23 protein-coding genes are annotated in these 21,240 nt (G+C 73.2%); 10 read left to right on the top strand and 13 right to left on the bottom strand.

Annotation, left to right across the window (positions count from 1 at the left end):
- The first annotated feature begins 122 nt into the window (after window positions 1-122).
- Complete coding sequence (locus RM445_RS14135) at window positions 123-548, top strand: SsgA family sporulation/cell division regulator (RefSeq protein ID WP_311556692.1); 426 nt, start codon at window positions 123-125, stop codon at window positions 546-548.
- Window positions 549-561: 13 nt separating this feature from the next.
- Here RM445_RS14135 and RM445_RS14140 read toward each other — a convergent pair whose 3' ends face one another.
- From RM445_RS14140 to RM445_RS14150, 3 genes are all read right to left on the bottom strand, one after another.
- Window positions 562-975, bottom strand: coding sequence for a DUF5313 family protein (locus tag RM445_RS14140; protein WP_311556693.1), 414 nt, complete (start codon window positions 973-975; stop codon window positions 562-564).
- A gap of 124 nt (window positions 976-1,099) precedes the next feature.
- Window positions 1,100-1,669: a DUF5709 domain-containing protein gene (locus RM445_RS14145; protein WP_311556694.1), complete on the bottom strand. Its 570-nt coding sequence runs from the start codon at window positions 1,667-1,669 to the stop codon at window positions 1,100-1,102.
- Between the two features lie 82 nt (window positions 1,670-1,751).
- Complete coding sequence (locus tag RM445_RS14150) at window positions 1,752-2,501, bottom strand: DUF1990 family protein (RefSeq protein WP_311556695.1); 750 nt, start codon at window positions 2,499-2,501, stop codon at window positions 1,752-1,754.
- Window positions 2,502-2,527: 26 nt separating this feature from the next.
- Between RM445_RS14150 and RM445_RS14155 the strand changes: the two genes are divergently transcribed.
- Genes RM445_RS14155 through RM445_RS14165 form a run of 3 tightly spaced genes read left to right on the top strand, consistent with a single transcriptional unit; the run spans window position 2,528 to window position 4,446 of the window.
- Window positions 2,528-2,764, top strand: coding sequence for a hypothetical protein (locus tag RM445_RS14155; protein WP_311556724.1), 237 nt, complete (start codon window positions 2,528-2,530; stop codon window positions 2,762-2,764).
- Window positions 2,692-3,501 (top strand): DUF1990 family protein, encoded by an 810-nt coding sequence (locus tag RM445_RS14160; RefSeq protein ID WP_311556696.1) that lies wholly within the window; start codon window positions 2,692-2,694, stop codon window positions 3,499-3,501. Before RM445_RS14155 ends, RM445_RS14160 begins: the two co-directional genes overlap by 73 nt.
- Window positions 3,502-3,540: 39 nt before the next feature.
- On the top strand, window positions 3,541-4,446 hold the full coding sequence (locus RM445_RS14165) for a Rieske (2Fe-2S) protein (protein ID WP_311556697.1): 906 nt from the start codon (window positions 3,541-3,543) through the stop codon (window positions 4,444-4,446).
- A gap of 15 nt (window positions 4,447-4,461) precedes the next feature.
- Here RM445_RS14165 and RM445_RS14170 read toward each other — a convergent pair whose 3' ends face one another.
- Window positions 4,462-4,773: a hypothetical protein gene (locus RM445_RS14170; protein ID WP_311556698.1), complete on the bottom strand. Its 312-nt coding sequence runs from the start codon at window positions 4,771-4,773 to the stop codon at window positions 4,462-4,464.
- Between the two features lie 59 nt (window positions 4,774-4,832).
- Window positions 4,833-5,918 carry a S1C family serine protease gene (locus RM445_RS14175; RefSeq protein ID WP_311556699.1) on the bottom strand — a complete coding sequence of 362 codons (1,086 nt, stop codon included), beginning with the start codon at window positions 5,916-5,918 and terminating at the stop codon, window positions 4,833-4,835.
- A gap of 279 nt (window positions 5,919-6,197) precedes the next feature.
- On the opposite strand from RM445_RS14175, the gene RM445_RS14180 reads away from it, so the two are divergent.
- Window positions 6,198-8,621, top strand: coding sequence for a hypothetical protein (locus tag RM445_RS14180; RefSeq protein ID WP_311556700.1), 2,424 nt, complete (start codon window positions 6,198-6,200; stop codon window positions 8,619-8,621).
- Window position 8,622: 1 nt separating this feature from the next.
- Here the strand turns inward: RM445_RS14180 and RM445_RS14185 are convergent, their stop codons facing one another.
- The gene (locus RM445_RS14185; RefSeq protein ID WP_311556701.1) at window positions 8,623-9,363 is read right to left on the bottom strand and encodes an SDR family oxidoreductase; all 741 of its coding nucleotides are present in this window, start codon (window positions 9,361-9,363) and stop codon (window positions 8,623-8,625) included.
- A 112-nt stretch (window positions 9,364-9,475) separates the two neighbouring features.
- Here RM445_RS14185 and RM445_RS14190 point away from each other — a divergent pair, with 112 nt between their 5' ends.
- Entirely contained in the window at window positions 9,476-10,318 is an 843-nt protein-coding gene (locus tag RM445_RS14190; RefSeq protein WP_311556702.1) for a polysaccharide deacetylase family protein, read from the top strand.
- 169 nt (window positions 10,319-10,487) lie between these two features.
- On the opposite strand, the gene RM445_RS14195 is transcribed toward RM445_RS14190, so the two are convergent.
- Entirely contained in the window at window positions 10,488-11,696 is a 1,209-nt protein-coding gene (locus RM445_RS14195; protein WP_311556703.1) for a DUF6986 family protein, read from the bottom strand.
- A 166-nt stretch (window positions 11,697-11,862) separates the two neighbouring features.
- Between RM445_RS14195 and pucL the strand changes: the two genes are divergently transcribed.
- Together pucL and RM445_RS14205 are read left to right on the top strand one after the other, a co-directional pair.
- Window positions 11,863-12,762: a factor-independent urate hydroxylase gene (pucL, locus tag RM445_RS14200; RefSeq protein ID WP_311556704.1), complete on the top strand. Its 900-nt coding sequence runs from the start codon at window positions 11,863-11,865 to the stop codon at window positions 12,760-12,762.
- Complete coding sequence (locus RM445_RS14205) at window positions 12,762-14,216, top strand: nucleobase:cation symporter-2 family protein (RefSeq protein ID WP_311556705.1); 1,455 nt, start codon at window positions 12,762-12,764, stop codon at window positions 14,214-14,216. The genes pucL and RM445_RS14205 overlap by 1 nt, the downstream gene beginning before the upstream one ends.
- A gap of 45 nt (window positions 14,217-14,261) precedes the next feature.
- Here RM445_RS14205 and RM445_RS14210 read toward each other — a convergent pair whose 3' ends face one another.
- The 5 genes from RM445_RS14210 to RM445_RS14230 all read right to left on the bottom strand — a co-directional run bounded on the left by RM445_RS14210 (window position 14,262) and on the right by RM445_RS14230 (window position 18,719).
- Window positions 14,262-15,848: a glycosyltransferase family 87 protein gene (locus RM445_RS14210; protein WP_311556706.1), complete on the bottom strand. Its 1,587-nt coding sequence runs from the start codon at window positions 15,846-15,848 to the stop codon at window positions 14,262-14,264.
- A 55-nt stretch (window positions 15,849-15,903) separates the two neighbouring features.
- Window positions 15,904-17,277 (bottom strand): 8-oxoguanine deaminase, encoded by a 1,374-nt coding sequence (locus RM445_RS14215; RefSeq protein ID WP_311556707.1) that lies wholly within the window; start codon window positions 17,275-17,277, stop codon window positions 15,904-15,906.
- 1 nt (window position 17,278) lies between these two features.
- Window positions 17,279-17,614, bottom strand: coding sequence for a hydroxyisourate hydrolase (gene uraH, locus RM445_RS14220; protein WP_311556708.1), 336 nt, complete (start codon window positions 17,612-17,614; stop codon window positions 17,279-17,281).
- The gene (gene uraD / locus RM445_RS14225) at window positions 17,611-18,192 is read right to left on the bottom strand and encodes a 2-oxo-4-hydroxy-4-carboxy-5-ureidoimidazoline decarboxylase (protein WP_311556709.1); all 582 of its coding nucleotides are present in this window, start codon (window positions 18,190-18,192) and stop codon (window positions 17,611-17,613) included. Before uraD ends, uraH begins: the two co-directional genes overlap by 4 nt.
- Window positions 18,193-18,278: 86 nt before the next feature.
- Entirely contained in the window at window positions 18,279-18,719 is a 441-nt protein-coding gene (locus RM445_RS14230) for a DUF5709 domain-containing protein (RefSeq protein ID WP_311556710.1), read from the bottom strand.
- Window positions 18,720-18,977: 258 nt separating this feature from the next.
- Here RM445_RS14230 and RM445_RS14235 point away from each other — a divergent pair, with 258 nt between their 5' ends.
- Entirely contained in the window at window positions 18,978-20,225 is a 1,248-nt protein-coding gene (locus tag RM445_RS14235) for an MFS transporter (protein WP_311556711.1), read from the top strand.
- On the opposite strand, the gene RM445_RS14240 is transcribed toward RM445_RS14235, so the two are convergent.
- Complete coding sequence (locus RM445_RS14240) at window positions 20,182-20,412, bottom strand: hypothetical protein (protein WP_311556712.1); 231 nt, start codon at window positions 20,410-20,412, stop codon at window positions 20,182-20,184. The two genes, RM445_RS14235 and RM445_RS14240, sit on opposite strands and share 44 nt — an antisense overlap.
- A 104-nt stretch (window positions 20,413-20,516) precedes the next feature.
- Between RM445_RS14240 and RM445_RS14245 the strand changes: the two genes are divergently transcribed.
- Window positions 20,517-21,221 (top strand): PspC domain-containing protein, encoded by a 705-nt coding sequence (locus RM445_RS14245; protein ID WP_311556713.1) that lies wholly within the window; start codon window positions 20,517-20,519, stop codon window positions 21,219-21,221.
- Window positions 21,222-21,240: the final 19 nt, after the last annotated feature.

A 21,240-nucleotide genomic window follows, 5' to 3' on the forward strand; every position in this document is an offset into this window, starting at 1 on the left:
GACTGAACGGACGCCGCATTCGTCCACTCCTTCGAGTACACAACTGCTCCGGATGCAGCATTCGGCCGCCGAACGGCGATCCCCTGATCGACGTTGTCGTGCTAGCCAGGAGGTTGCCCCCGATGAACACCGAGATGACCCCGGAGACCGTCGCGCACGAGATGTTCACCGTGCTGCACGGGCAGCCGGCCCCGGTCGTCACCCGGTGGACCTACCGCGCGGCCGATCCGTTCGCGGTCACCCTGGGCGTCCGCGCCCGCGGCGACCGCTTCGTGGAGTGGCTCGTCGCGCGCGACCTGGTGATCGAGTCGCTGAACGGGCCGACGGGCTGCGGCGACGTGCGGATGAGCCCGCAGCAGGTCCAGGGCTACGACATCGTCGAGATCGAGATCCGCTCGACGGACGGGCGCGCGGTGCTGGAGGTCGACCGCGACATGCTGCGGGCGTTCGTCGTCGACGCGGTCGCCCTCGTCCCCGTGGGCGAGGAGGCGGCGCACATGGACCTCGACAAGGAGATCCTCAAGATCACGCGCAGCTGCGCGGGCTGACGGCCCGCGCTCCCTACCGAGTCGGGCCGCCGCCCCGGTAGCGCCGCGCGTACCGGTCGGCCTCGGCGTCACGTTCCGGGGCCCGCCGCTGGTCGCGAATCGACTTCGCGTAGCCCCGCGGGAAGCCGGCCTTCACGGCACGGTGCTCGACCGCCTCGTCGATGAAGGCCAGAACGTAGATCATCGCCACGAAGATGCCGCCGCAGACCGCCATGATGCGGATGCCGATGGAGCCGGGGATCAGCAGCCCGACGATCACCCCGACCGGCGTGGCCTGGACCAGGGCGCGGACGATCTGGCGCCACCACCACCCGGGGGCCGTGGTGTCGCGCAGCACCCAGTCGCGGTAGCGCGCCGGCAGCCCACCCCCGACCGCGTACCACAACCAGTGCAGCAGGTCCGGGCGTGCGGGACGGTCGGTGTCCACGTCTCCAGGATACGTCGCTCCACCGGCGCCGCGGGGATTGCAGGAAAGTGGCTTTGCTGCGGTCGGACCGCAGGAAAGTGGCTTTGCTGCAATCCCCGGCGCCCGCGTGGGCCGGGAGAGCGCGTCAGCGCGAGCCCGCCTCCGGGTCGTCCACCGGCTCCGCCGAGCCCTCGTCCGTCGCGCGCAGATCACGGGCGGCGTCCACTCGCGCGGCGTCGGCGGTGGGGTCCGCCGCGAGCGTCTCCGCCACGATCTCGTCGTCCACCCCCGCCTGGCCGCCCTCCTCGTCCGCCAGGGCGTCGGCGTCGGCCCCGAGGTCGACGATGTGGACCGCCGCCTCCTCGGCCGACGCCGCGCCGCCGTCGATGCCGACGTCCTGCCCCTCGATCGCGTCGGTCCGCTCCATCGCCCCGAGCTGCTCCGGGTCGGCCAGCCGGCCCGCCCGGTCGACGTCCACCGGCACCTCCTCGGGCACCTCGCGGGCCAGCCGCTCGTCGAGCGTCTCACCCGCGCGCTGCCCGGCCACGGTGAGCTCGTCGTCGTCGAGGGCATAGGGGCGGTCCGGCGGGGAGTAGCCGGCGTCCAGTCCGTCGACGTCGCCCGGTGGGCCCACCAGGGACTCGGACGTCTCCAGCTGGATCGCCGTGCCCAGGTCGGCTGCCTCGGGCTGTTCCTCGTAGTCGCGCTGAGCCATGGGGTCCGTTCCTCCCGGAGTTCGTCGCCGGCCTCGTCGTGCCGCCCGACCATCGCCCCGGCCTACCCCCGACGCCCGCGGCCTACTCCGTCGCGTCGTCGATGTCCGCGACCCGCCGGGTGTGCACCCGCACGCCGCCGCGCAGCCGACCACCGGTGTTGCGCGCCGCCCCCAGACAGGTCTCCGTCCAGAGGTTGAGCTGGATCTCCTTGGCCAGGAGCAGCTTGTTGTAGAGCAGGTGCGAGACGCGGTCGCCGGGGCGCGCCCACGACTCGATCTCGAACACGAACTCAGGCGCGGACTCCCCGCCCTCACAGAACGCCCGGAATTCGATCTGCCCCGCCTCGAGGTGGCCGGCGAGCGTCGCGAATCGGAACGAGGTGGGGGTCCGGTGCACGACCCGGACGGGACCGTCCCACGGTCCGGGCATCCGGACGACGTACTCGTCGCCGACCGCCATCGAGTCGCCCTCCTCGCGCGACTTGACGAACACTGCGGCGTTTTCGGGCGCCGCCGAGTTCGGGTCGGCGGCGAGCTGCGCGACCGCCTGCTCGGGGCCGATGCGCGAGTCGATCACGCGAACGGCGTACCGACGGTGCAGCAACGGGCCGACTCCGTCGGCGAGACCCTGGATGTCGTCGCGATCGACGCCGTCGGGGATCGGGGGCGGCAGGTCGCCCGGCCCGCCCTCCTCATCCCGGCGGTACACCGGCGTGACCCGCCACATGTACCGCCAGGTGATCAGCACCAGCCCGATCGGCCAGCGCAGCACGATCCCCAGACGCGTCGAGAGGCTTCCCGCTTGACGGGTGTAGCGCGAGCGTGACCACACGGCGACGTGGGTACCCGTCCAAGGTGATCAGCACTCCCGATCTCGTCCGCCGGGTGAACGTGAGCGGCCTTCCGCTGCACGCCGCGTCCCTGGGATCCATCGCCCTGTGCATCGGCCTGTGGGTCCGGGCCAAGACCGTCGACCAGGAGGAGCGCGGCAACGCGGAGCGCCGCGCGCTCTTCGTCGGGCTGTGGCCGCCGATGTTCTGGCTGATCGGCGACACCGTCGACCGGGCCCGCAGCCGCAGAGGAGCGGGACGCTGATCACCATCGGCAACAGCGATCTCGCCGCGGAGGTCGCCGACCTCGCTTCACGCAACATCAATTTCGACGAGCGCGAGGCCCCGCCGCACGTCACCAAGGGATGGCACCGCGACCGGGTGACGATCGAGCTCGGCCACGAGGCGCCGGGTGAACCCGAGAAGGGCGGCCTCGCCGAGACCGCGGGCGAGCTGGTCAACAGCTACCAGTTCAGCGATCCGAAGATCCTGCGCGCCGCGTACAAGTCCCCCGGCGACCTCGTCGGGCGCAACATGCTGCTGGAGGGCCGGTTCCTCTTCCTGCGGTTCCTGCTCGGGGTGCGGATCGTCGCCGCGCACGACGAGCTGGTCGACGGCCCGAACGGGCCCGAACGCCTCATCGGCTGGTCGTACGCGACGCTGGACGGGCACCTTGAGCAGGGCAAGCTGCGGTACGAGATCGCCAAGGAGATCAACACCGGGCGCGTGGAGTTCCGGATCATCGCCTACTCGCGCTGGTCACCGATCCGCAACAAGCTCGTGTGGGCCGGCTTCAACGCCTTCGGTCGCCGGACCCAGCTCAGCTGGTACCACCACGCGATGACGCGGCTGGAGCGCCTGCTCAAGGATCCGCCCAAGACACCGGAGCCCGACGCGGACGGCATCGTGCGGGCGCCGTCGGGTGCGGGCCCGGGCCGGTTCGAAGGATTCGTGGTCCGGTTCGCGCACCCCGGCGCCGACACGCGGCGACCGACGTCGTGAAGCGGGTTTGAACCGGTCCCCACAGGCAACCCCGGCGCCATGCGGCCCTTCGACGACATCGTCCGAATCGAGCGCGCGGAGATCCTCGACAAGCCCGCGGCCGCGGTTCGCGGGGTGGTCACCCGCGTCCTCACGAACCGGAAGGTCAAGGACGCCCTGCACGGCGTGTGGCTCGGCCACCCGCTGCACCCCGGGCTCGCCGCGGTGGCCGCCGGGTCCTTCATCTCCGCGACGCTGCTCGACACCGTCGGCAGGCCGGTCGGCGGCGGCCGTGCACCGTCGAGCTTCCTCATCGCCGCCGGCCTGGCGCTGACGCCGCCGACCGCCGCGGCCGGATGGGCCGACTGGTCGGAGAGCCACGAGGACCAGCAGCGGGTCGGCCTCGTCCATGCGACCGCGAACATCGTGGGGGTCGGCCTCTACGCCGCGGCGCTCGTACGCCGGATCCGCGGCACGGGCAGCGGCCGGCTGCTCTCGATCGCCGCCGGGGGCGCCGCAGGCGCGGGCGCGCTGCTCGGCGGCCACATGGGCTACCGGCAGGCGGTCGGGGCGAACCACGCCGAGGACGTCCCGCACATCGGTCCCGCCGACTGGCGGTCGCTCGGGTCGCTGGCCGAGCTTCCCGTCGGCAAGCCCGTCCGTCGGACCGCCGGTGACGTGCCGGTGTTCGTGCTACGCCGGGCCGACGGTGTGGGGCCGGACGGGATCAGCGTGCTCTCCGACACCTGCCCGCACCTGTCCGCACCACTGCACGAGGGCGACGTCGTCGACGTGGACGGCGAGGCGCACATCGTGTGCCCGTGGCACGGCAGCGAGTTCCGGGTGTCCGACGGCTGCGTCGTGCACGGCCCGGCGACCGCACCGGTGCCGCGGTTCGAGTCGCGGGTGATGGGCGACGAGTTGCAGGCGCGGGTCGTGCCGATCCCGGGAGTGCGGGCGAGCTGACGGTCCGGGCCGGGCTCAGGCGGCCGGGCGCTCCACGGCGACACGCAGGCCCAGGCCGTTGTCGGTGAGCCGCTCCCCCGACGACGCGACCAATTCGTCGAACCGCTGCGCCCAGTCCGGGTCCGTGGCCACGAGTGCGGCACGGGAGCGCAGCACCGCGACGTCCAGCACGACCTCCGCACCTGCGCCGTCGAGCACCGAACCCGTTCCGGTGTGCAGCAGGGCGGCGCGCAGGCCGTCGCAACCCAAAGTGGTCTGCACGTGCACCGCCGAGCAGTCGTCGGCGTCGGCCACCACGGCGCCGTCGGCGTCCAGTCGCACGATCACTCTGCTGATCCTGCCCGTGCGGCCGGTGCGTCCGGGAACCGGGGCCGACCTGCAGCGGCTCAGCCCGTGGTCGGGATGTCGAGGCCCATCCCGCGCAGCACCGCGACCACCCGGTCCGCGGGGATCGCGAATGCGATGTCCTCCACCGACACCGACGGGTCGCCCACCAACGCCTCGGTGGTGATCCCGACGACCGTTCCGCTGCGGTCGACCAGCGCGCCGCCCGAACTGCCCGAGCTGATCGCGGCGTCGGTCTGGATCACGTCGGTCAGCGAGGCTGTCGACCGGCCGACGGCCGACACGATGCCGCTGGTGATCGACGGTGCACCGTCGAGGTTCAACGCGTTCCCGATCGCGACGACGTCCTCGCCCGGCCGGACCGCGGCGGGACCGGCCAGGCGCGCCACCGGGAGCCCTTGCGCGCCGTCGATCCGCAGCCACGCCACGTCCGCCTGCTCGTCCGAGGCGATCACCCTGGCGGTGCTGTTGCGTCCGTCCGGACCGATCAGCGTGGCCGTCGACTCGCCGTGCACGAGGTGCTCGTTCGTGACCACGTCGCCGGTCGGCGTCACGACGAGCGCGGTGCCGGCGGCGCCGGTGTCCGGGGCACCGGACTGGATGCGGAGGACGGCGGGCGTCACGGCGTCGACAGCGGCGATCAGCCCGGTGGGAGCGGGCGCCGGCGGCGGGGCGGCGGGCGGCCGGAACGCGAGGGCCGCCCACGCACCGACGGCACCGCCCCCGGCGGTGAGCAGCACGCCGAGGAGCAGTGCACCCACGACGAGCCTGCCGCGGCGCCGCGGCGGGACCGCCGGAGCGGGCGGATCGACCGGCGGAGGCGGTGCCGGGTCGTCCGGGTCGTGAGCTGCGGGAGGAGCCGCATCGTCGTCCGGCGGCGACGGGACCGGCTCGTGGTCCGACGGCGGCGGCTCCTCGTCGTCGGACGGCGACGGCTCCTGGTCGTCGGAGGGCGACGATGACGGCTGCTCGTCGTCCGACGGCGACGAGGGCGGGACGGTTTCCGACGTCGGATCCGGCTGCTCCGGCGGGGCCGGGCTCTCCTTCTCCTGTTCACGCTGCGCAGGTACCGCAGCCTCGTCGTTGATCGGCGGGCCGACCGCCCGCTCGCCCTCCACCGCCGTCATGCAGATCATTCTTCCGGGTGGACCGACAGAACCCGACCGCCCGGGGTACCGCTCGGCAGAGAAGCCAACGAAGTACCCGTTCGGCCGACGACGACACGCCTGCGCAGGGCATCCGGGTAACGGCCCGCCGTCGGAGTGACGACATCAGTCCGGAAGGGTGTGGGCAGGTGGCCTTCCATATCGTCGCCGCGATGCGCAAGGACAATTCTGAGTAACGGCTCGAGCCACGCGGACGACATGTGAGGTGGCCCTAATTGTGGGCCGTGAGGAGGGCAGGGCGTGCGGAACCCGGGGCGGTGCGACGGCGACGACGCCCGTTCGGACTCGACCGACCCGATGCTGGCGCAGACGGGTCCGGGCGATGTGCCGGCGGACGACGCAACCGCTGCCCTTCGCGTGCCCGACGCCCCCCGGCTCCCCTCCGCCGGCGACGACGGCCTCTCCGACCTCGACGACGACCTGCCCGACGACGCGGCGGACTTCGACGACCTGCTGTTCGACCCCCTGCTGAGCGACGAGCCGATCGATCTGGCCGCGGTACGCGCCGACGACGCGCTGATCGACGCCCTCGGCGGTCTGGGCAGCCTGGATTCGGCGAACGACGTCGTCGATCCCGACGACCCGCTCATCGCCATGCTCGCCGCCTGGGCCGCCAGCGCCCGGCCCGAGACCGCCCGGCCCGATACGGCGGCCGAGACGACCGCGACCGGCGACGCCGTCCCCCTCCTCCGTTCCGTGCCGGCGATTCCCGCCGAGGAGCCGGCCGGCGCACCCACGACCGCCGTCGCGCCTGCGGCGCGGATGGACCAGCCCACGGTCCGGCTGTCCGCTCCGGCCCGCCCCGCCGAAGGCAGCCCCACCGACGACAGCCCCACCGACGAGCGCGACGACAGCTCTACAGCCCCGGCTGTTGCAGCCTCCGGTCCGACCGCTCCGGTGATCGGCCTGCTGTCCCGCGCCCGTGCGTTGCGCCGCCGCTCCCGGCCCGGTGGCCGGCCGCTCCCGTCGGATCACCCGCTGCGCCGGGCGGCGGTCGCCGTCGTCGTCGCGGCGCTGGGGATCAGTGGAGCCGCAGCCAGCGGCGGTACCGCCGTGCCGGGCGACCCGGCATGGGCGATCACCAAGGTGTTCTTCGCAGAGCGGGCGCGGTCGATCGAGGCCGCAGCCGTCGTCCACGAAGGCCTGGAGCGCGCCCGGATCGCCCTCAGCCGCCGGCAGCCGGAGATCGCCAAGCAGGAGCTCACCGCCATCGCCGCTGCACTTCCGAGCGTGCGTGAGGAGGAGGGCCACACGCAGCTCGTCGATCAGCAGCGGATGCTCGAGGCCGTCGTGGCGCTGACCCCGCCGCTGCCCGTCGACCCGAACCTCACGTCGACGGCGACTCCGACCCGACCCACCAAGCCCGGCACCTCCGTCCTCGCCGAGGCCGCGCCGTCCGCGACCGACGCCGGCAAGGGCACGCCGCCGGTCGCCGCCGAGCCTGCAGACCCGGCACCGGCCGCGGCGGCCGCCGGCTCCGCCGACGACACGACGACCGACGGCACCACCACCGACTCCGCGACCGGCGGCTCCACGACGGGCAGTTCCACGACTGGCGGCTCCACGACCGGCAGCACCGGCGCGGAGACCGACACCACCGGTACCGAAGCCACGGGCACGACAGGCACCGGTGCGGAGGCCACCGACCCTGCTCCCGACTCCCCGAACGGCGGCCCCGTGGCCGGCGGGACGGACATCGGCGGCCCGGGCGGCGAGGTCCCCAGCGGCGACGTCCCGAAGGGCAACGTCCCGAACGGCCCTCCTCCGGCACTCGCTCTCGACAACCGACCGGCCGACACCCCGCCGGCGAACGAGGCCGCACCCGAAGCCGCCGCACCCCCTGCCCCCGAGGCCGCTGCTCCCGCTGCTCCCGCGGCCCCTGCACCCGAGCCCGCCGCCCCCTTGCCCCCTGCGGCCGCACCCGACGCAGCTGCCCCCGAGGCCACCGCGCCGGAGATCGCCGGGCCGGGGATCGCCGCCGTACCTCCGGCCGCGGCCCCGGAGACTGACGCCCCGGAGACCGCCGCCGCGCCCGAGACCGAGGCCCCGGCGACGGCCGCCGACGCAGGCGAGACCACGTCGACCCCACCTCGAGCAGTCGCAGAGGGTTCCGCACCTGCCGTCCCGAGTGTCAGCGCCGCCGCGTCCGGCGACGCCACGGTTCCGGAGCCGGAGCCGTCCCGGAAGGTCGCGAGGGGCGTCGTGCCCGAGCCCGTCAACGAGGCCCCGTCGGCCGACGACACGAAGAAGCCTGCCGCCAAGAACACCGCCGCCAAGAACACCGCCGAGAAGAACACCGCCGAGAAGAACACCGCCGAGAAGAACACCGCCGACAAGAACGGATCGGGCGAGAAGACGGCGAGCAAGAAGACCACCGGCACCGCCGCGGGCGACGAGAACGACGGCGCCCGGAGCACGGGCGACGACCGCAAGCCCGCTCGCCCCACGGCCGATGACGACCAGAGCGGGTCGGGCGGCTCGAACTCCGGCTCGAACGACCGCTCGGGCGACGACCGCTCCGACGACGACTCGGGCTCCGGCTCCGACGGCGCGTCCGGCAAGTCGGACGAGAAGTCCGGCGAGAAGTCCGGCGACGACAACGGCTCCGGCGACGACGGTGTCGCCGGCGCCCGCTCCTCTGCTGCGGTGTCGGTCGACGGCTAGATCAACCGCGGCCGATGAACGGCATGGTCGTCGCGGTGACCGTCATGAACTGCACGTTCGCGTCGAGCGGTAGCCCGGCCATGAACAGCACCGCCTGCGCGACGTGCCGGACGTCGAACGTCGGTTCCGCCAGCATCCGCCCGTCCGCCTGACGTGCTCCTCTGGCGATCCCGGCCGTCATGTCCGTGGCGGCGTTGCCGATGTCGATCTGCCCGCAGGCGATGTCGTACGGGCGCCCGTCCAGCGACAGCGACTTCGTCAGCCCCGTCATCGCGTGCTTCGTCGCGGTGTAGGCCGCGCTGCCCGGCCGCGGGGTGTGCGCGGAGATCGACCCGTTGTTGATGATCCGTCCGCCGCGGGGCTCCTGAGCCTTCATCGTCGCCACGGCCTCCCGTGCGCACAGGAAGGCCCCGGTCAGGTTCACCGCGACCGTGGACAGCCACCCCTCGACCGGGATCTCGTCCACCTCGCCGACCGGTCCGAACATCCCGGCGTTGTTGACCAGCAGGTCCACCCGCCCCCACTCGCCGCGCACCGCCGTGAACAGCTCCGTCACCGAGGCCGGGTCGGCCACGTCGGTCGGCGCGACCAGCGCCGCGTCCGCCCCGCCTGCGGTCTCCGCCAGCGTCTCGGGACGCCGCCCGGCGAGCGCGACGCTCCATCCGGCGTCGAGCAGAGCACGGGCGACCACCCGCCCGATTCCGGATCCGGCTCCCGTCACCACAGCCACGTCGCGCGTCACGAGACCGCACCGTAACGGGTGGAAGAACCACCCTCCGGCGTGTCGCCCGGTGGTGTGCGATTGATCGAGTAGGAAGGACAGGACATCGACGGTCGGTGCCGGGAGGTGGCGCATGCTCCAGGACACCCGGATCCGTCGGCCCCGGATCCCCCCGTTCCGGCGCCGCGAGCTACCAGGCATCTACCTGGCCGTGCTGGTGTTCGGTCTGGTCGCTCCCCTGCTTCCGCCGCTCGATGCGGGCGACCTGCCCCGGACCCCGATCACCGCCCCGGTCGTGGAACCGGAGGCACCGGCGGCGCCCCCACCCGTCCAGGTACAGCTCGTCGCCCCCGCTCCGGTCGTGGCGCGCGCCGCGATCCTCAACAAGCTCACCGACAGCCACACCGTCGCGCTCACCTTCGACGACGGCCCCGACCCTCGCTGGACGCCCCGGATCCTCGAGATCCTGCAGCGCCACGGCGCGGTCGCGACGTTCTGCATGGTGAGCTCGAACGCCGTGGGCCAGGAGGCGCTGGTCAAGCAGGTCGTCGCCGCCGGGATGCGCCTCTGCGACCACTCCCGCACCCACGACGAGCAGCTCCCGGACCGCGACAAGGATCGGATCGACGACGAGGTGGTCGGCGCCGAGGCCACGCTCAGCACAGCGGCGGGTGGGGCACCCGTCGAGTGGTTCCGGGCACCCGGCGGCAACTGGTCGACGGAGGTCGCCGAGCTCTCGGCGGAGCACGGTATGCAGCCGCTGAGCTGGAACATCGACCCGCGCGACTGGGAGCGACCGGGCGCCGACGCCATCGTGGCGGCGGTGCAGCAGCAGATCCTCCAGCAGGCACCCGACGGCCCGATCGTGCTGCTGCACGACGGCGGCGGCTCGCGCGAGGAGACGGTGGAGGCGCTGGAGAAGCTGATCCCGTGGCTGGCGGAGCAGGGCTACCGGTTCGGCTTCCCCGTCCCCTGATCCCACCGGCCCGCCCGGCGGGGGACGCCTGGCCTCGATCCACTCCGCGCGGCGTTCGTGGTCGAGCACGGGTTACGGGTGCTGCGGGGCCCGGAAGGGCGCGCGCAGTGGGGTCGGGCCCCTCGCTCGCTACTCGCGGGCGAGCAGGGGACCGTCTCCACGGGCTGCATCAGAGAACCTCCACCTCGTCCGGGTCGAGCGCGCCGCAGCCCACACCGCGTTCCAGGTACGCCACCAGGGCCCGCTCCGTCGCCGGCTCGTCCATCACGCCGGTGTCGGCCTTCGCCCGGTAGGCCCGCAGCCGCGCGACGGCCGACGGGGCGCCCTCGCGGAAGAACGCGTAGGTCACCAGGAACCGGGCGGGCAGCTGGGCGGGATGCATGTCCCAGCCCTGGTAGAGCCCGCCCCGCAGGGCCCGCCACACCAGTCGTGCTTGCACGCGCCATGCGCGGAGCACGGCGTCGTGGTCGCCGACGGGCAGGAAGTTCGAGGAGCCGTCCGACACCCGCACCCCGGTGTTGGCCGTCGCCACCTGCATGACGGCCTTGGCGTACTCGGCGACGGGATGATCGCTGCGCTGCTCGGCGGGCGCGACCCCGAGGGCCGCGGAGTAGTCGTAGGTGCCGTAGACCAACGCCAGGCAGCGCTGCTCCGCGGCGTCGAGCATGCGCGCGACGGTCGCCGCACCGTCGGCGCCCAGCACCGCGGGCGGCGTCTCGATCTGCAACTCGAAGCGCAGAGCGCCCGGTGCGATGCCGTGCGCACCCTCCAGCCCGGCGCAGAGCGCGACCAGCGCCGAGACCTGGTCGACGGTGCTCACCTTGGGGCAGGTGACGGTCAACGCGGCCGGATCACCCCCTGCCGCGAGGTACGCCTCCAGGAACAGGTCCAGGGTGCGGACGGCCCGGGCCCGGGTGTCGGCCTCGAGGCTCTTGTGGCGCAGCCCGGCGAACGCCGGGGCGGTCCCGGCGGCGTGGGCGGCGCCGAGCGCGGCGCCGGCGGCCGTGGCGGCCGCGTCCTCCTCGTCGTCGCCGCGACGGCCGTAGCCGTCTTCGAAGTCGACGCGCAGGTCTTCCACGGGCTCGCGGGTCAGCTTCGCGACCACCCGCTCCCGCACCGGGCCGAGGAGCTCCGGGGAGATCCCGAACACCGCCGCAAGCTCGGCGTCGTCGCCGCCGTGCGTGGCCAACGCCGCGGCGCCCGCCTCGCCCCAGGCCACGGCGGCGCCGGCGTCGAAGCGGTCGGCGGGGACGTAGACGGTGTGCACCGGATGCCGGCCACCGGCGGGGCCGGGATAGCGGGCGGCGAGCGCGGCGTCGGTGGCGGCGAGGCGTGAGTCGAGCTCGCGCAGCAGTGCCTCGCGACGGGTGTCCCCCATGCAGACCCTTCCCTTCGTCTCTCCGCGCACCGTAGGCGCACCCGCGCGGTCGGGCGTTAAGTCCCGGTTTCGAAAGGAGCGGTACGCCCTCAGCGCCGGGTAGCCGGATTTAGGTTCGTCGAGATCGCACTCAACGGGGAGTGATGCCACCCGAGGAGGAACGCGCATGGCCATCGTCCTGGGCCCCAATCAATATGGCAAAGCCGAGGTCCGCCTGGTGCACATCGACCGGTCGACCCCGGTGCACAAGATCAAGGATGTGAACGTCACCAGCCAGTTGATCGGCGACTTCACCGCCGACACCCACGCCACCGGCGACAACAGCGCCGTCATCGCGACCGACACGCAGAAGAACACGGTGTACGCGCTGGCCCGCCTCGGTGGCGTCGGTGCGATCGAGGACTTCGCCCTGCGCATGGCGCGCAACTTCGTCGACAAGTACGCGTGGGTGACCGGCGCGCGCCAGGAGGTGGAGGAGTACTTCTGGGACCGCATCGTCACCTCCGAGGGCGCCGAGCACGACCACTCGTTCGTCAAGGGCAGCCCCGAGGTGCGCACCACCGTCGTCAGCAAGGATGGCGACAAGGAGACGGTCATCTCCGGGCTGCAGAACATCACGGTCCTCAAGAGCACCGGCAGCGAGTTCCACGGCTTCCCCGAGGTGGAGTACACCTCGCTGGTCGAGACCACGGACCGGATCATGGCCACGGTCGTCACCGCGCGGTGGCGCTATCTCGGTACGGACGTCGACTGGGACAAGACCTACGCCGGCGTCCGCTCGATCATGCTCGACACGTTCGCGGCCGTGCACAGCCTGTCGTTGCAGCAGACGCTCTACGCGATGGGCGAGGCGGTGCTGGAGGCGCACCCGGAGATCGCCGAGATGCGCCTGTCGATGCCGAACAAGCACCACTTCCTCGTCGACATGTCGAAGTGGGGCCTCGACAACCCCAACGAGGTCTGGTTCGCCGCCGACCGCCCGTACGGCCTCATCGAGGCCTCGATCATCCGCGACGACCTCCCGCCCGTCCCCGAGGCGTGGCTCGGCGTGAAGGGGTTCATCTGATGTCGACCACCGACCGCACCCACAAGGATCCGGACGAGTCGACCCCTGACGACCCGGCCGACCTCGAGGCCGGCTCCGCCGCCGTCCGTCCCGAGGACGAGCGCGTCCCCCTCGGCAAGGCGCTCATCTACGGCCTTCAGCACATCCTCGCGATGTACGCGGGCGTCGTGTCGCCGCCGATCATCATCGCCAGTGCCGCCGGGCTCGACCCGCGCGCAACGGCACTGCTGGTCACGGCCGCACTGTTCGTCTCCGGCCTGGGCACGCTGCTGCAGTCGCTGGGCGTGCCGTACGTCGGCTCGCAACTGCCGCTCGTGCAGGGCGTCTCGTTCGCCGCCGTCGGGACCATGACGGCGGTGGCCACCAACGCCTCGCTCGGCGACTCCAACGCGCGCCTCGCCACCATCTTCGGCGCGGTGATCGTCGCCGGGATCTTCGGCTTCCTCATCGCCCCGCTCTTCGCGAGCGTCGTGCGCTTCTTCCCACCGGTGGTGACGGGCTGCATCATCACGATCATCGGCATCTCGCTGTTCCCGGTGGCGCTGCGCTGGATCCGGGGCAACCCGACGGTCACCACGACCGCCGTCGACGGCACCCGCCAGACGATCGAGAACCCGAACTTCGGCTCCGCGACGAGCCTGCTGCTCGCCTTCCTCACACTCGTCATCACCCTCGCCATCGCCCGCTTCGCGCCCGGCTTCTGGTCGCGGATGGCGGTGCTGCTCGGCCTGGTGATCGGCACGCTCATCGCGACGGTCATGGGCCGGGTCAACTGGGGCGCCGTCGGGCGGGGATCGGTCTTCGAGTTCCCGCAGCCGTTCTTCTTCGGCGCCCCGCAGTTCGCCATCGGCGTGATCATCTCCATGTGCATCGTGATGCTGGTGATCATGGCGGAGACCACCGCGGACCTGCTCGCCGTCGGCGAGATCCTCGACACCGACGTCGACAAGAAGCGGATCGCCGCCGGTCTGCGCGCCGACACCGCCGCCACCGCGATCTCCCCGGTCTTCAACGGGTTCCCGATCAGCGCCTTCGCGCAGAACGTCGGAATGGTGGCGCTGACCGGGATCAAGAGCCGGTTCGTCGTCGCCGCAGGCGGTGGCATCCTCGTGCTGCTCGGCCTGCTGCCGGTGCTGGGCCGGGTCATGAACGCGATCCCGCTGCCCGTCCTCGGCGGCGCCGGCATCGTGCTGTTCGGGTCGGTCGCCGCTGCCGGCATCCGCACGCTGAGCCGGGTCGACTTCACCAACTCGAACGTGCTCATCGTGGCCGCGTCGATCGGCGTCGGGATCATCCCGATCACCGTCCCTGAGATCTACAACCACATCCCGGAGTGGCTGGCGACGATCTTCGAGTCGGGCATCAGCGCGACGGCGATCTTCGCGGTGCTCCTGAACCTCGCGTTCAACCACTTCTCGAAGGTCGACGAGCCGGTGCCCGCCACTGAGCACTGAGCCGGCGGCCCCGAACGGCCGAACGCGGCGTCGGGTAAGTCAGACCTAGCCGACGCCGCGTTCGCTCGGATGCCGCGCCTCGGAACGCTGTCCTGCCCGGCTCGGTGAACCCCGCTTCCCGTGGGGCACCCGCACCGGGAGGCGCACTCCGGTGCCGACGGTGAGCAGATCCTCCACGCGAGCCCCCCGTCGGTCGGTCGCCGGCCAGTCCGGGTCGTCGCCCACGGTGGTCCGCACCAGGTCCCGCTCCGGCCGGAGCATCGTGCGCACCACCAGCACGCACAGCGCGACCACGACCGCGTCGCGCGCGAGCACCGTGACCAGGAACCAGTCGGTGGGGAGGCCCTTGTTGTCGACACCGAGGTAGCTCAGCATCGTCGCCGGCCAGACCAGGGCGTCGACTGTCATCCAGCCCAGCAGCAGCCGTCGGTGCGGCACGGCGAGCACGGCCAACGGCACCAGCCACAGCGAGTACTGCGGGCTCCACACCTTGTTGACCACCAGGAACGCGGCGACCACGAGGAAGCACAGCGGGGCGAGCCGCGGCGGGCGGGGGCACTTGAGCGCGAGCACGGTGATGCCGACCAGACAGGCCGCGAAGGCAGCCGCGCTCACCGCGTTGAGCACGACAGGTGCCTGGTTCGGCGCCAGCTCCCCGTCGAAGCCCGGCCAGCCGCTGAAGTGCGCCACGATGTTGTACAGCGACTCGGGATTCGGACCCCGGTCCTGGTTCAGCCGGAAGAACTCCCACCATCCGGTCGGCCACGGCAGCGCGATCGGCAGGTTGACGGCGGTCCACGCGACGGCGGCACCCGCGATGGTCCGGACCGCTGTCCCCACCGACCGGCGCCGTATCGCCACCAGGAGCACGGGCAGCAGCAGGAACAGCGGATAGAGCTTCAGCGCTCCACCGACGCCGAGCAGGATGCCCGCGAGCCACGGCCGGCCGCGGGCGAGCGCGAGCAGACCGACCGTCGCTGCGGCGACGGCGAGGGTGTCGTAGTTGGTGTAGGCGTGCACCGCGACCAGCGGCGACAGCGCCACCAGCGCCGCGTCCCAGGGCCGCGACGGCCGCAGCCGCACGACGGCCCAGACGACGATCAGCCAGGCGAGCGCCAGCCAGACGGCGATGTGGTCGACGTAGACGACGACCGGCAGAGCCGTCGGGAGCGGGAGGACCGCCGCGGCGTCGAGCCATTGTTCCGTGAGGCGGGCGTTCGCCCACTGGAACAGGCCCGTGAGCACCGGGTACTCCATGTACCGCACCTGCTCGCGGGGGGTGCCGGCGTCCTGCACCCAGCTGTCGCGGTAGGGCAGGGCCCCGTCGTCCAGGTTGTGGATCCCGTAGAGCGGGACGCTGTCGGTGTAGCACATGGCCACGTACTGGCGGCTGTTGCGCCAGTCGAGCTGCGGGCCGTTGTCGCCGTCGTACTGCTGCAGACACGGGGCCTTGCCGAGCCAGCTGATCGCGAGCGTGGCGACCGCGAACAGCAGCACCACCCGCAGCGGCGTCCAGAAGCGCGACCGGCCGACGAGCGCGTGCCGGCCCATCGGGCCGCCGACGATCCGGCTCACCGACGCCACCAGCGGGTCCGACCACGTCGGGATGTCGCGCGGCAAGGGCTCGGTCACGACACACCTCCCGGCCCCGGCACCACCCACCTATTCGACCGAACGGGCGCAGGCGTTAGCCGATCGGCACATCCTGCAGCCGGGCGGCGACGGTCCGGTGCCGGGCCAGCACGTCGTCCAGGCCCGTCAGCGTCAACGCGCCGCCCTCGACGAGCACCCGCCCGGCCACCACCGTCTCGCGCGCCCGCCCGGGACCGCAGCGCAGCCAGGCCTCCACCGGGTCGGTCACCGCGCCCGCGTGGGCGATCGGGTCGGCCGTCCAGACCACGAGGTCGCCGCAGGCGCCGACCGTGAGCTCGCCGATCTCCCCCGGCCGCCCCAGGCAGGCGGCGCCCCCGCGGGTCGCGAGGTCCAGTGCGTCGCGCGCCGTCGCCGCCGCCGGGCCCCCGCGCATCTTGCCGAGCAACAGCGCGGTGCGGGCCTCGAGCCACAGCGAGGCGATGTCGTTGGACGACGAGCCGTCGCAGCCGAGCCCGACGGGCGCCCCCGCCGCACGCAGGTCGCCGACCGCGCAGATCCGGCGGTTGCCCAGGATCATGTTCGAACTCGGGCAGTGCGCGACGCCGACGCCCGCCGCCCCGAGGCGGGTGATCTCGGGCGCGTCGGGATAGATGCAGTGCGCGACCCAGGCCCGTGGGCTCAGCCAGCCCACCTCCTCGAACTGGTCGACCGGGCGGCGGCCGAAGCGCTCGAGGCAGTACTCGTCCTCGTCGGGGTCCTCGGCGAGGTGCGTGTGCAGCCGGACGTCGAGCCGCTCGGCCAGCTCCGCGGTCGCCGTCATCAGGGCGGGCGAGACGCTGAACGGCGAGCACGGCGCGAGCGCCACCCGCAGCATCGAGGCGGGCGACGGGTCGTGGAACGCCGCGACGAGCCGCTCGGAGTCGGCGAGCACCGCGTCGTCGTCCTGCACCACGGAGTCGGGCGGCAGGCCGCCGTCCTTCTCCGACACCGTCATCGACCCGCGGGTCGGGTGGAACCGCAGCCCCACCTCCCGGGCCGCGGCGATCTCGGCCGACCACAGGTCGCCACCGGCGCGCGGGGCGATGTAGAGATGGTCGGCGGTCGAGGTGCAGCCGCCCAGGGCCAGCTCGGCCAGCCCGACCCAGGCCGCGAGGTACGACGCCTCCTCGTCGATCCCGGCCCACACCGGGTAGAGGCGGGTCAGCCACTCGAACAGCGTCCCGTTCACCGCGGGCGCGAACGCGCGGGTGAGGTTCTGGTAGAGGTGATGGTGGGTGTTGACCAGGCCCGGGGTGACCAGACAGCCGGAGGCGTCGATCGTCCGCGCGGCGACCGGTGGCACCTCGCCCGCCGCCCCGACGCCACTGATCGCGCCGTCGGTGATCGCGACCCAGCCGCCGGCGAGCTCCCGGCCCGCCGCGTCGCAGGTAGCGACGAGGGCCGCGTTCCGGACCAGCAGGTCGGTCATCTCAGCTGCCCCGGTACGTCGAGTACGCGAACGGGCTGAGCAGCAGCGGCACGTGGTAGTGCTGGTCGGCCCGGTCGATCACGAAGGTGATCGTGACCGCCGGGTAGAAGCTCTCCACCCCCACGCGGGTGAAGTACGCGCCGGTGTCGAACAGCAACCGGTGCATCCCGATGCCCGGCAGGTCGTCGGGCAGCCAGTCCTTCAACCGGCCGTCGTCGTCGGTGAGCCCGGTGGCCACCTCGGTCCACCCGCCGTCCCGGAAGCTCTCCAGCAGGATGCCGACACCGACGGCCGGTCGCCCGGTCGTCGCGTCGAGCACGTGCGTCGACAGACTCATGCCTCTCCCTCATGCCACAGCCGGCGCAGCCGCAGGCTGGTGATCTCGGCGAGCTGCTGCCGCACGACGTCCCGCTCCACCGTCGGGTCGTTGCCCAGCCGCTCGTTCAGCAACGCCAGCATCTCCTGCCCGGACCGGCCCGCGGCCCGCACCAGGTAGACGTGGTCGAACCGCTCCTCGTAGGCGCGGTTGCCCTCGGCGAGCGCCTGCGCCAGCTCCGGATCGGCCGCGACCCCCGCCTGCTCACGCCGTGACGAGGCCGCCTCTTCGCCCTTTCCGGTGGGCGCCTGCCCGATCCGGGGGTGCCCCGCGAGTGCGGCGGCCACCTCGTCCCACGGCAGCGTCAGGATGATCCGCTCCGACGCGGCGCACAGGGCGTCGAGACCCGCGACCGGCCGCTCCTCCGCCAGCGTCGCGGCCCAGACCGTCGACGCGCAGCAGCTGCGGATCTGCCGGGCGGCGTCGCGCACCGGCAGCAGGTTCCACGACCGCAACCCGACGGCCGACCGGCCGACCGCACTGGGCAGCGCACGCGACGCGAGGTCGATCAGATGTGCGTCGTCAGCCCCGGCCGTCATGGGCGGGAGCATAGGCGAGCGATCCGGTCGCGAACTGCTCGTGCGCCGAGGTGCGAGGCCGCGGATAGTCCGCTGCGGGCGTGCACTCAGTCGTCGTCGTACGACCCGCGGTCGCCGACCACGTGCATCGCGGCCTCCTCCGCCGAGGCGGCCGCGCCGTCGACGCCGATGTCCTGCGCCCACAGCTCGTCGTCGGTGTCCGCGCTCTCACCGCGCTCCGCCGCGACGAGACGACCGGACCGCAGGGTGCCGACCTCGTCGTCCCACGGCTCGCCGTCGGTGTCGGAGGTGTCGCCGATCCCGTCGCCGTCGTCGAGCGCCACGTCGGGCAGTTCACGGGCGAGGTAGCGGTCGACGCTGTCGCCCTCCGCCTGCTCGCGGGCGGTGACACCCCATCCGTCGCCCACCCACGGCCGCTCGGGCGGGGAGATGCCCTCGTCGAGCGGATCGGCCACGTTCCGGCCGTCGAGCGTGTCCGACGCGTCGAGCTGCCCGGACTCCTGGTCCCACTCGTCGGGGTCGTCCATGTCGCCCTCCTCCGGTCGCCGGGAGCTCGTGTCCGCCCCGGGGTGCCAGCTTGCCAGAGGCGGCCGCGAGCCGTGATCGGGCAGTCGCCTCCGTACACAGACGCAAGAATCGGGTGCACGAGCGCAGGACTCGCGGGACGACGGGCGCGAGTCCTGCGCTGCGGCACCTGACTTCTGCGTTGCGGTACACCCTCGCCGTGGCGGCGGGCGTCCGGCAGAGTGGCCGGCGAGGATCGCGGCGCCGACCGGAGGTGTGAGGTGCAGCCGAGCGCCCCCGACCGGTCCGCGGTCCGCCAGCTCGGCTACATCGCGGCCGTGCAGGTGCTCGTCATGGCGACGTGGTTCTCGGCGTCCGCCGTCGTGCCGGCGCTGCGCGCGGACTGGGGGCTCGGTACCGCCGGGGCGACCCTGCTGACGGTCTCGGTGCAGCTGGGTTTCGTGACCGGAGCCCTGTCCGCGGCCGTGCTCAACCTGGCCGACCGCCTTCCCGCGCACCGACTGGTGGCGGTGTGCGCGCTCGCCGCGGCGGTGGCGACCGCCGCCGTCGGGACACTCGCGCACGGACTCGCCGTCGCGGTGCCGCTGCGTTTCCTCACCGGCGTCGCGCTCGCCGGCGTCTACCCCACCGGTCTGAAGCTGATGACGTCGTGGTTCGACCGTGGGCGCGGCCTCGCCCTCGGCGTGCTGGTGGGTGCGTTGACCCTCGGCAGCGCGCTCCCCCAGCTGATCAGCTCCTTCACCGCGCTGCCGTGGCGCGCGGTGCTCCTCGTCGCCGCGGCCGCCGCGCTGATCGGCGCGGCGATCGCCGGACGGCTGGTGCGGCCCGGACCGCTGGGCGCGCCTGCGCCGCCGTTCCAGCCGCGCTACATCCTCGCGCTGTTCCGCGAACGTGGCCCGCGCCTGGCGAACCTCGGCTACTTCGGACACATGTGGGAGCTGTACGCGATGTGGACCTGGTTGCCCGCGTACCTCGCGGCGAGCATGGCGACCAGGGGAACCCCGCTGCCGGTCGGCGTGGCCGCGTTCGTCGCGATCGGGATCGCCGGTGTCGCGGGCTGCCTGCTCGGCGGTTGGCTGGGCGACCGGGTCGGGCGGGCCCGGCTGGCGGCCCTGGCGATGGCGGTGAGCGGCACGTGCTGCCTCGCGGCCGCCTTCGCGTTCGGGGGGCCGCCGATCCTCGTCCTGCCGCTGGTGTTCGTGTGGGGCGCAGCAGTGATCGCCGACTCGGGCCTCTTCTCGGCGTGCACCTCCCAGGTCGTCGACCCCCGCTACACGGGCACGGCGCTGACCACCCAGACGGCGATCGGCTTCCTGCTCACGATCGTCACGATCCAGGCGACGCCGCTGATCGCGGAACACGCGGGGTGGCCGGTGGCGGTGGCACTGCTCGCACTCGGGCCCGCGGCGGGGGCGGTGGCGATGCTGCGGCTGGACCGGCACATGGCGGCGGTACGAGCCTGGATCAGCCCTGCGCGCCGCGCTCCAGCAGGTCGTCGAGCTCGGTGAGCGCCGCGAGGTCCGCCGGTGCCGGTGGCAGGCACGTGCGCGCCAGGTCGTCGAGGACCCTCTCGAGGCGGTGCAGGCGCTCGGGTGCGACGCCGGCGAGCAGCACGTCGATCTCCGCCGGCGTCGCCGACGGGTGCTCGTCGCGGAGCCAGGCGGCGAGGCGGGGCAGCTCAGCGGATACGTCCATGTCCAGACCCAAGGCCGGCCCGCGAACGGGTGTTCCCCGGCGATGCGACACCGGTCGGCGCACGAGGGTGGCCGGGGCACGGCACCGGGGGCAGAGTCGGTGCCATGACTGCACCCGTACCTCCGCGGGCCGGCGTCCGACGCAGCCGCTCCGGTGCCGTGCTCGGTGGTGTCTGCGCCGGGATAGCCCGATCGGCAGGTCTCGACCCGTTGCTGCTGCGGATCGCACTGGTCGCCGTGACCGTGCTGACCGGCGGTGCGGGGCTGGTGGCCTACCTCGCCGCATGGGTGCTCATCCCGCGTGAGGCCGAGGCGCCCGGGGCTCCGGTCGACGACGGGGCACCGGCGGTCGGCGCCCGGACCGCGTGGTCGGCCGCGGGCAAGGACCTGCGCTCGCTGGCCGACGAGTTCCGCAAGCCGCAGTCCGGCTCTGCCCCTCATCCGACGGGGGCTGCCCACCCGACCACGGCCGCCCACCCGACCGCTGGTGCGGCGACCACCGACGACGAGCCGGCCGTCCCGACCGCCGACGCGCCGACGACGATCACCCCCGGCCCATCGGGTGCTCAGCCGTCCGGCGCCACCGCCGATCGCGACACGGCCGCAGGGGACACCGAGGCGCCCGTCGGTGCCGTGCCGCCCCAGCGCTCGCCGCTCGAGACCGCCGACGACGCCGCCACCGCGCTCGGCGACCGCCTGCGCGCCCCCGAGGTCCAGGCAGGGGCCCGGCGGGCGGCTGCCAGCGTGTCCCAGGCCCTCGCCGCGAGCGTCGACGAGGTCGGCAGGCGGGTCCGGCGCGACCGCACCTGACGCGGGCCGCGTCAGGTGC

This window comes from Pseudonocardia charpentierae, from assembly GCF_031845345.1.
Lineage (GTDB): Bacteria > Actinomycetota > Actinomycetes > Mycobacteriales > Pseudonocardiaceae > Pseudonocardia > Pseudonocardia charpentierae.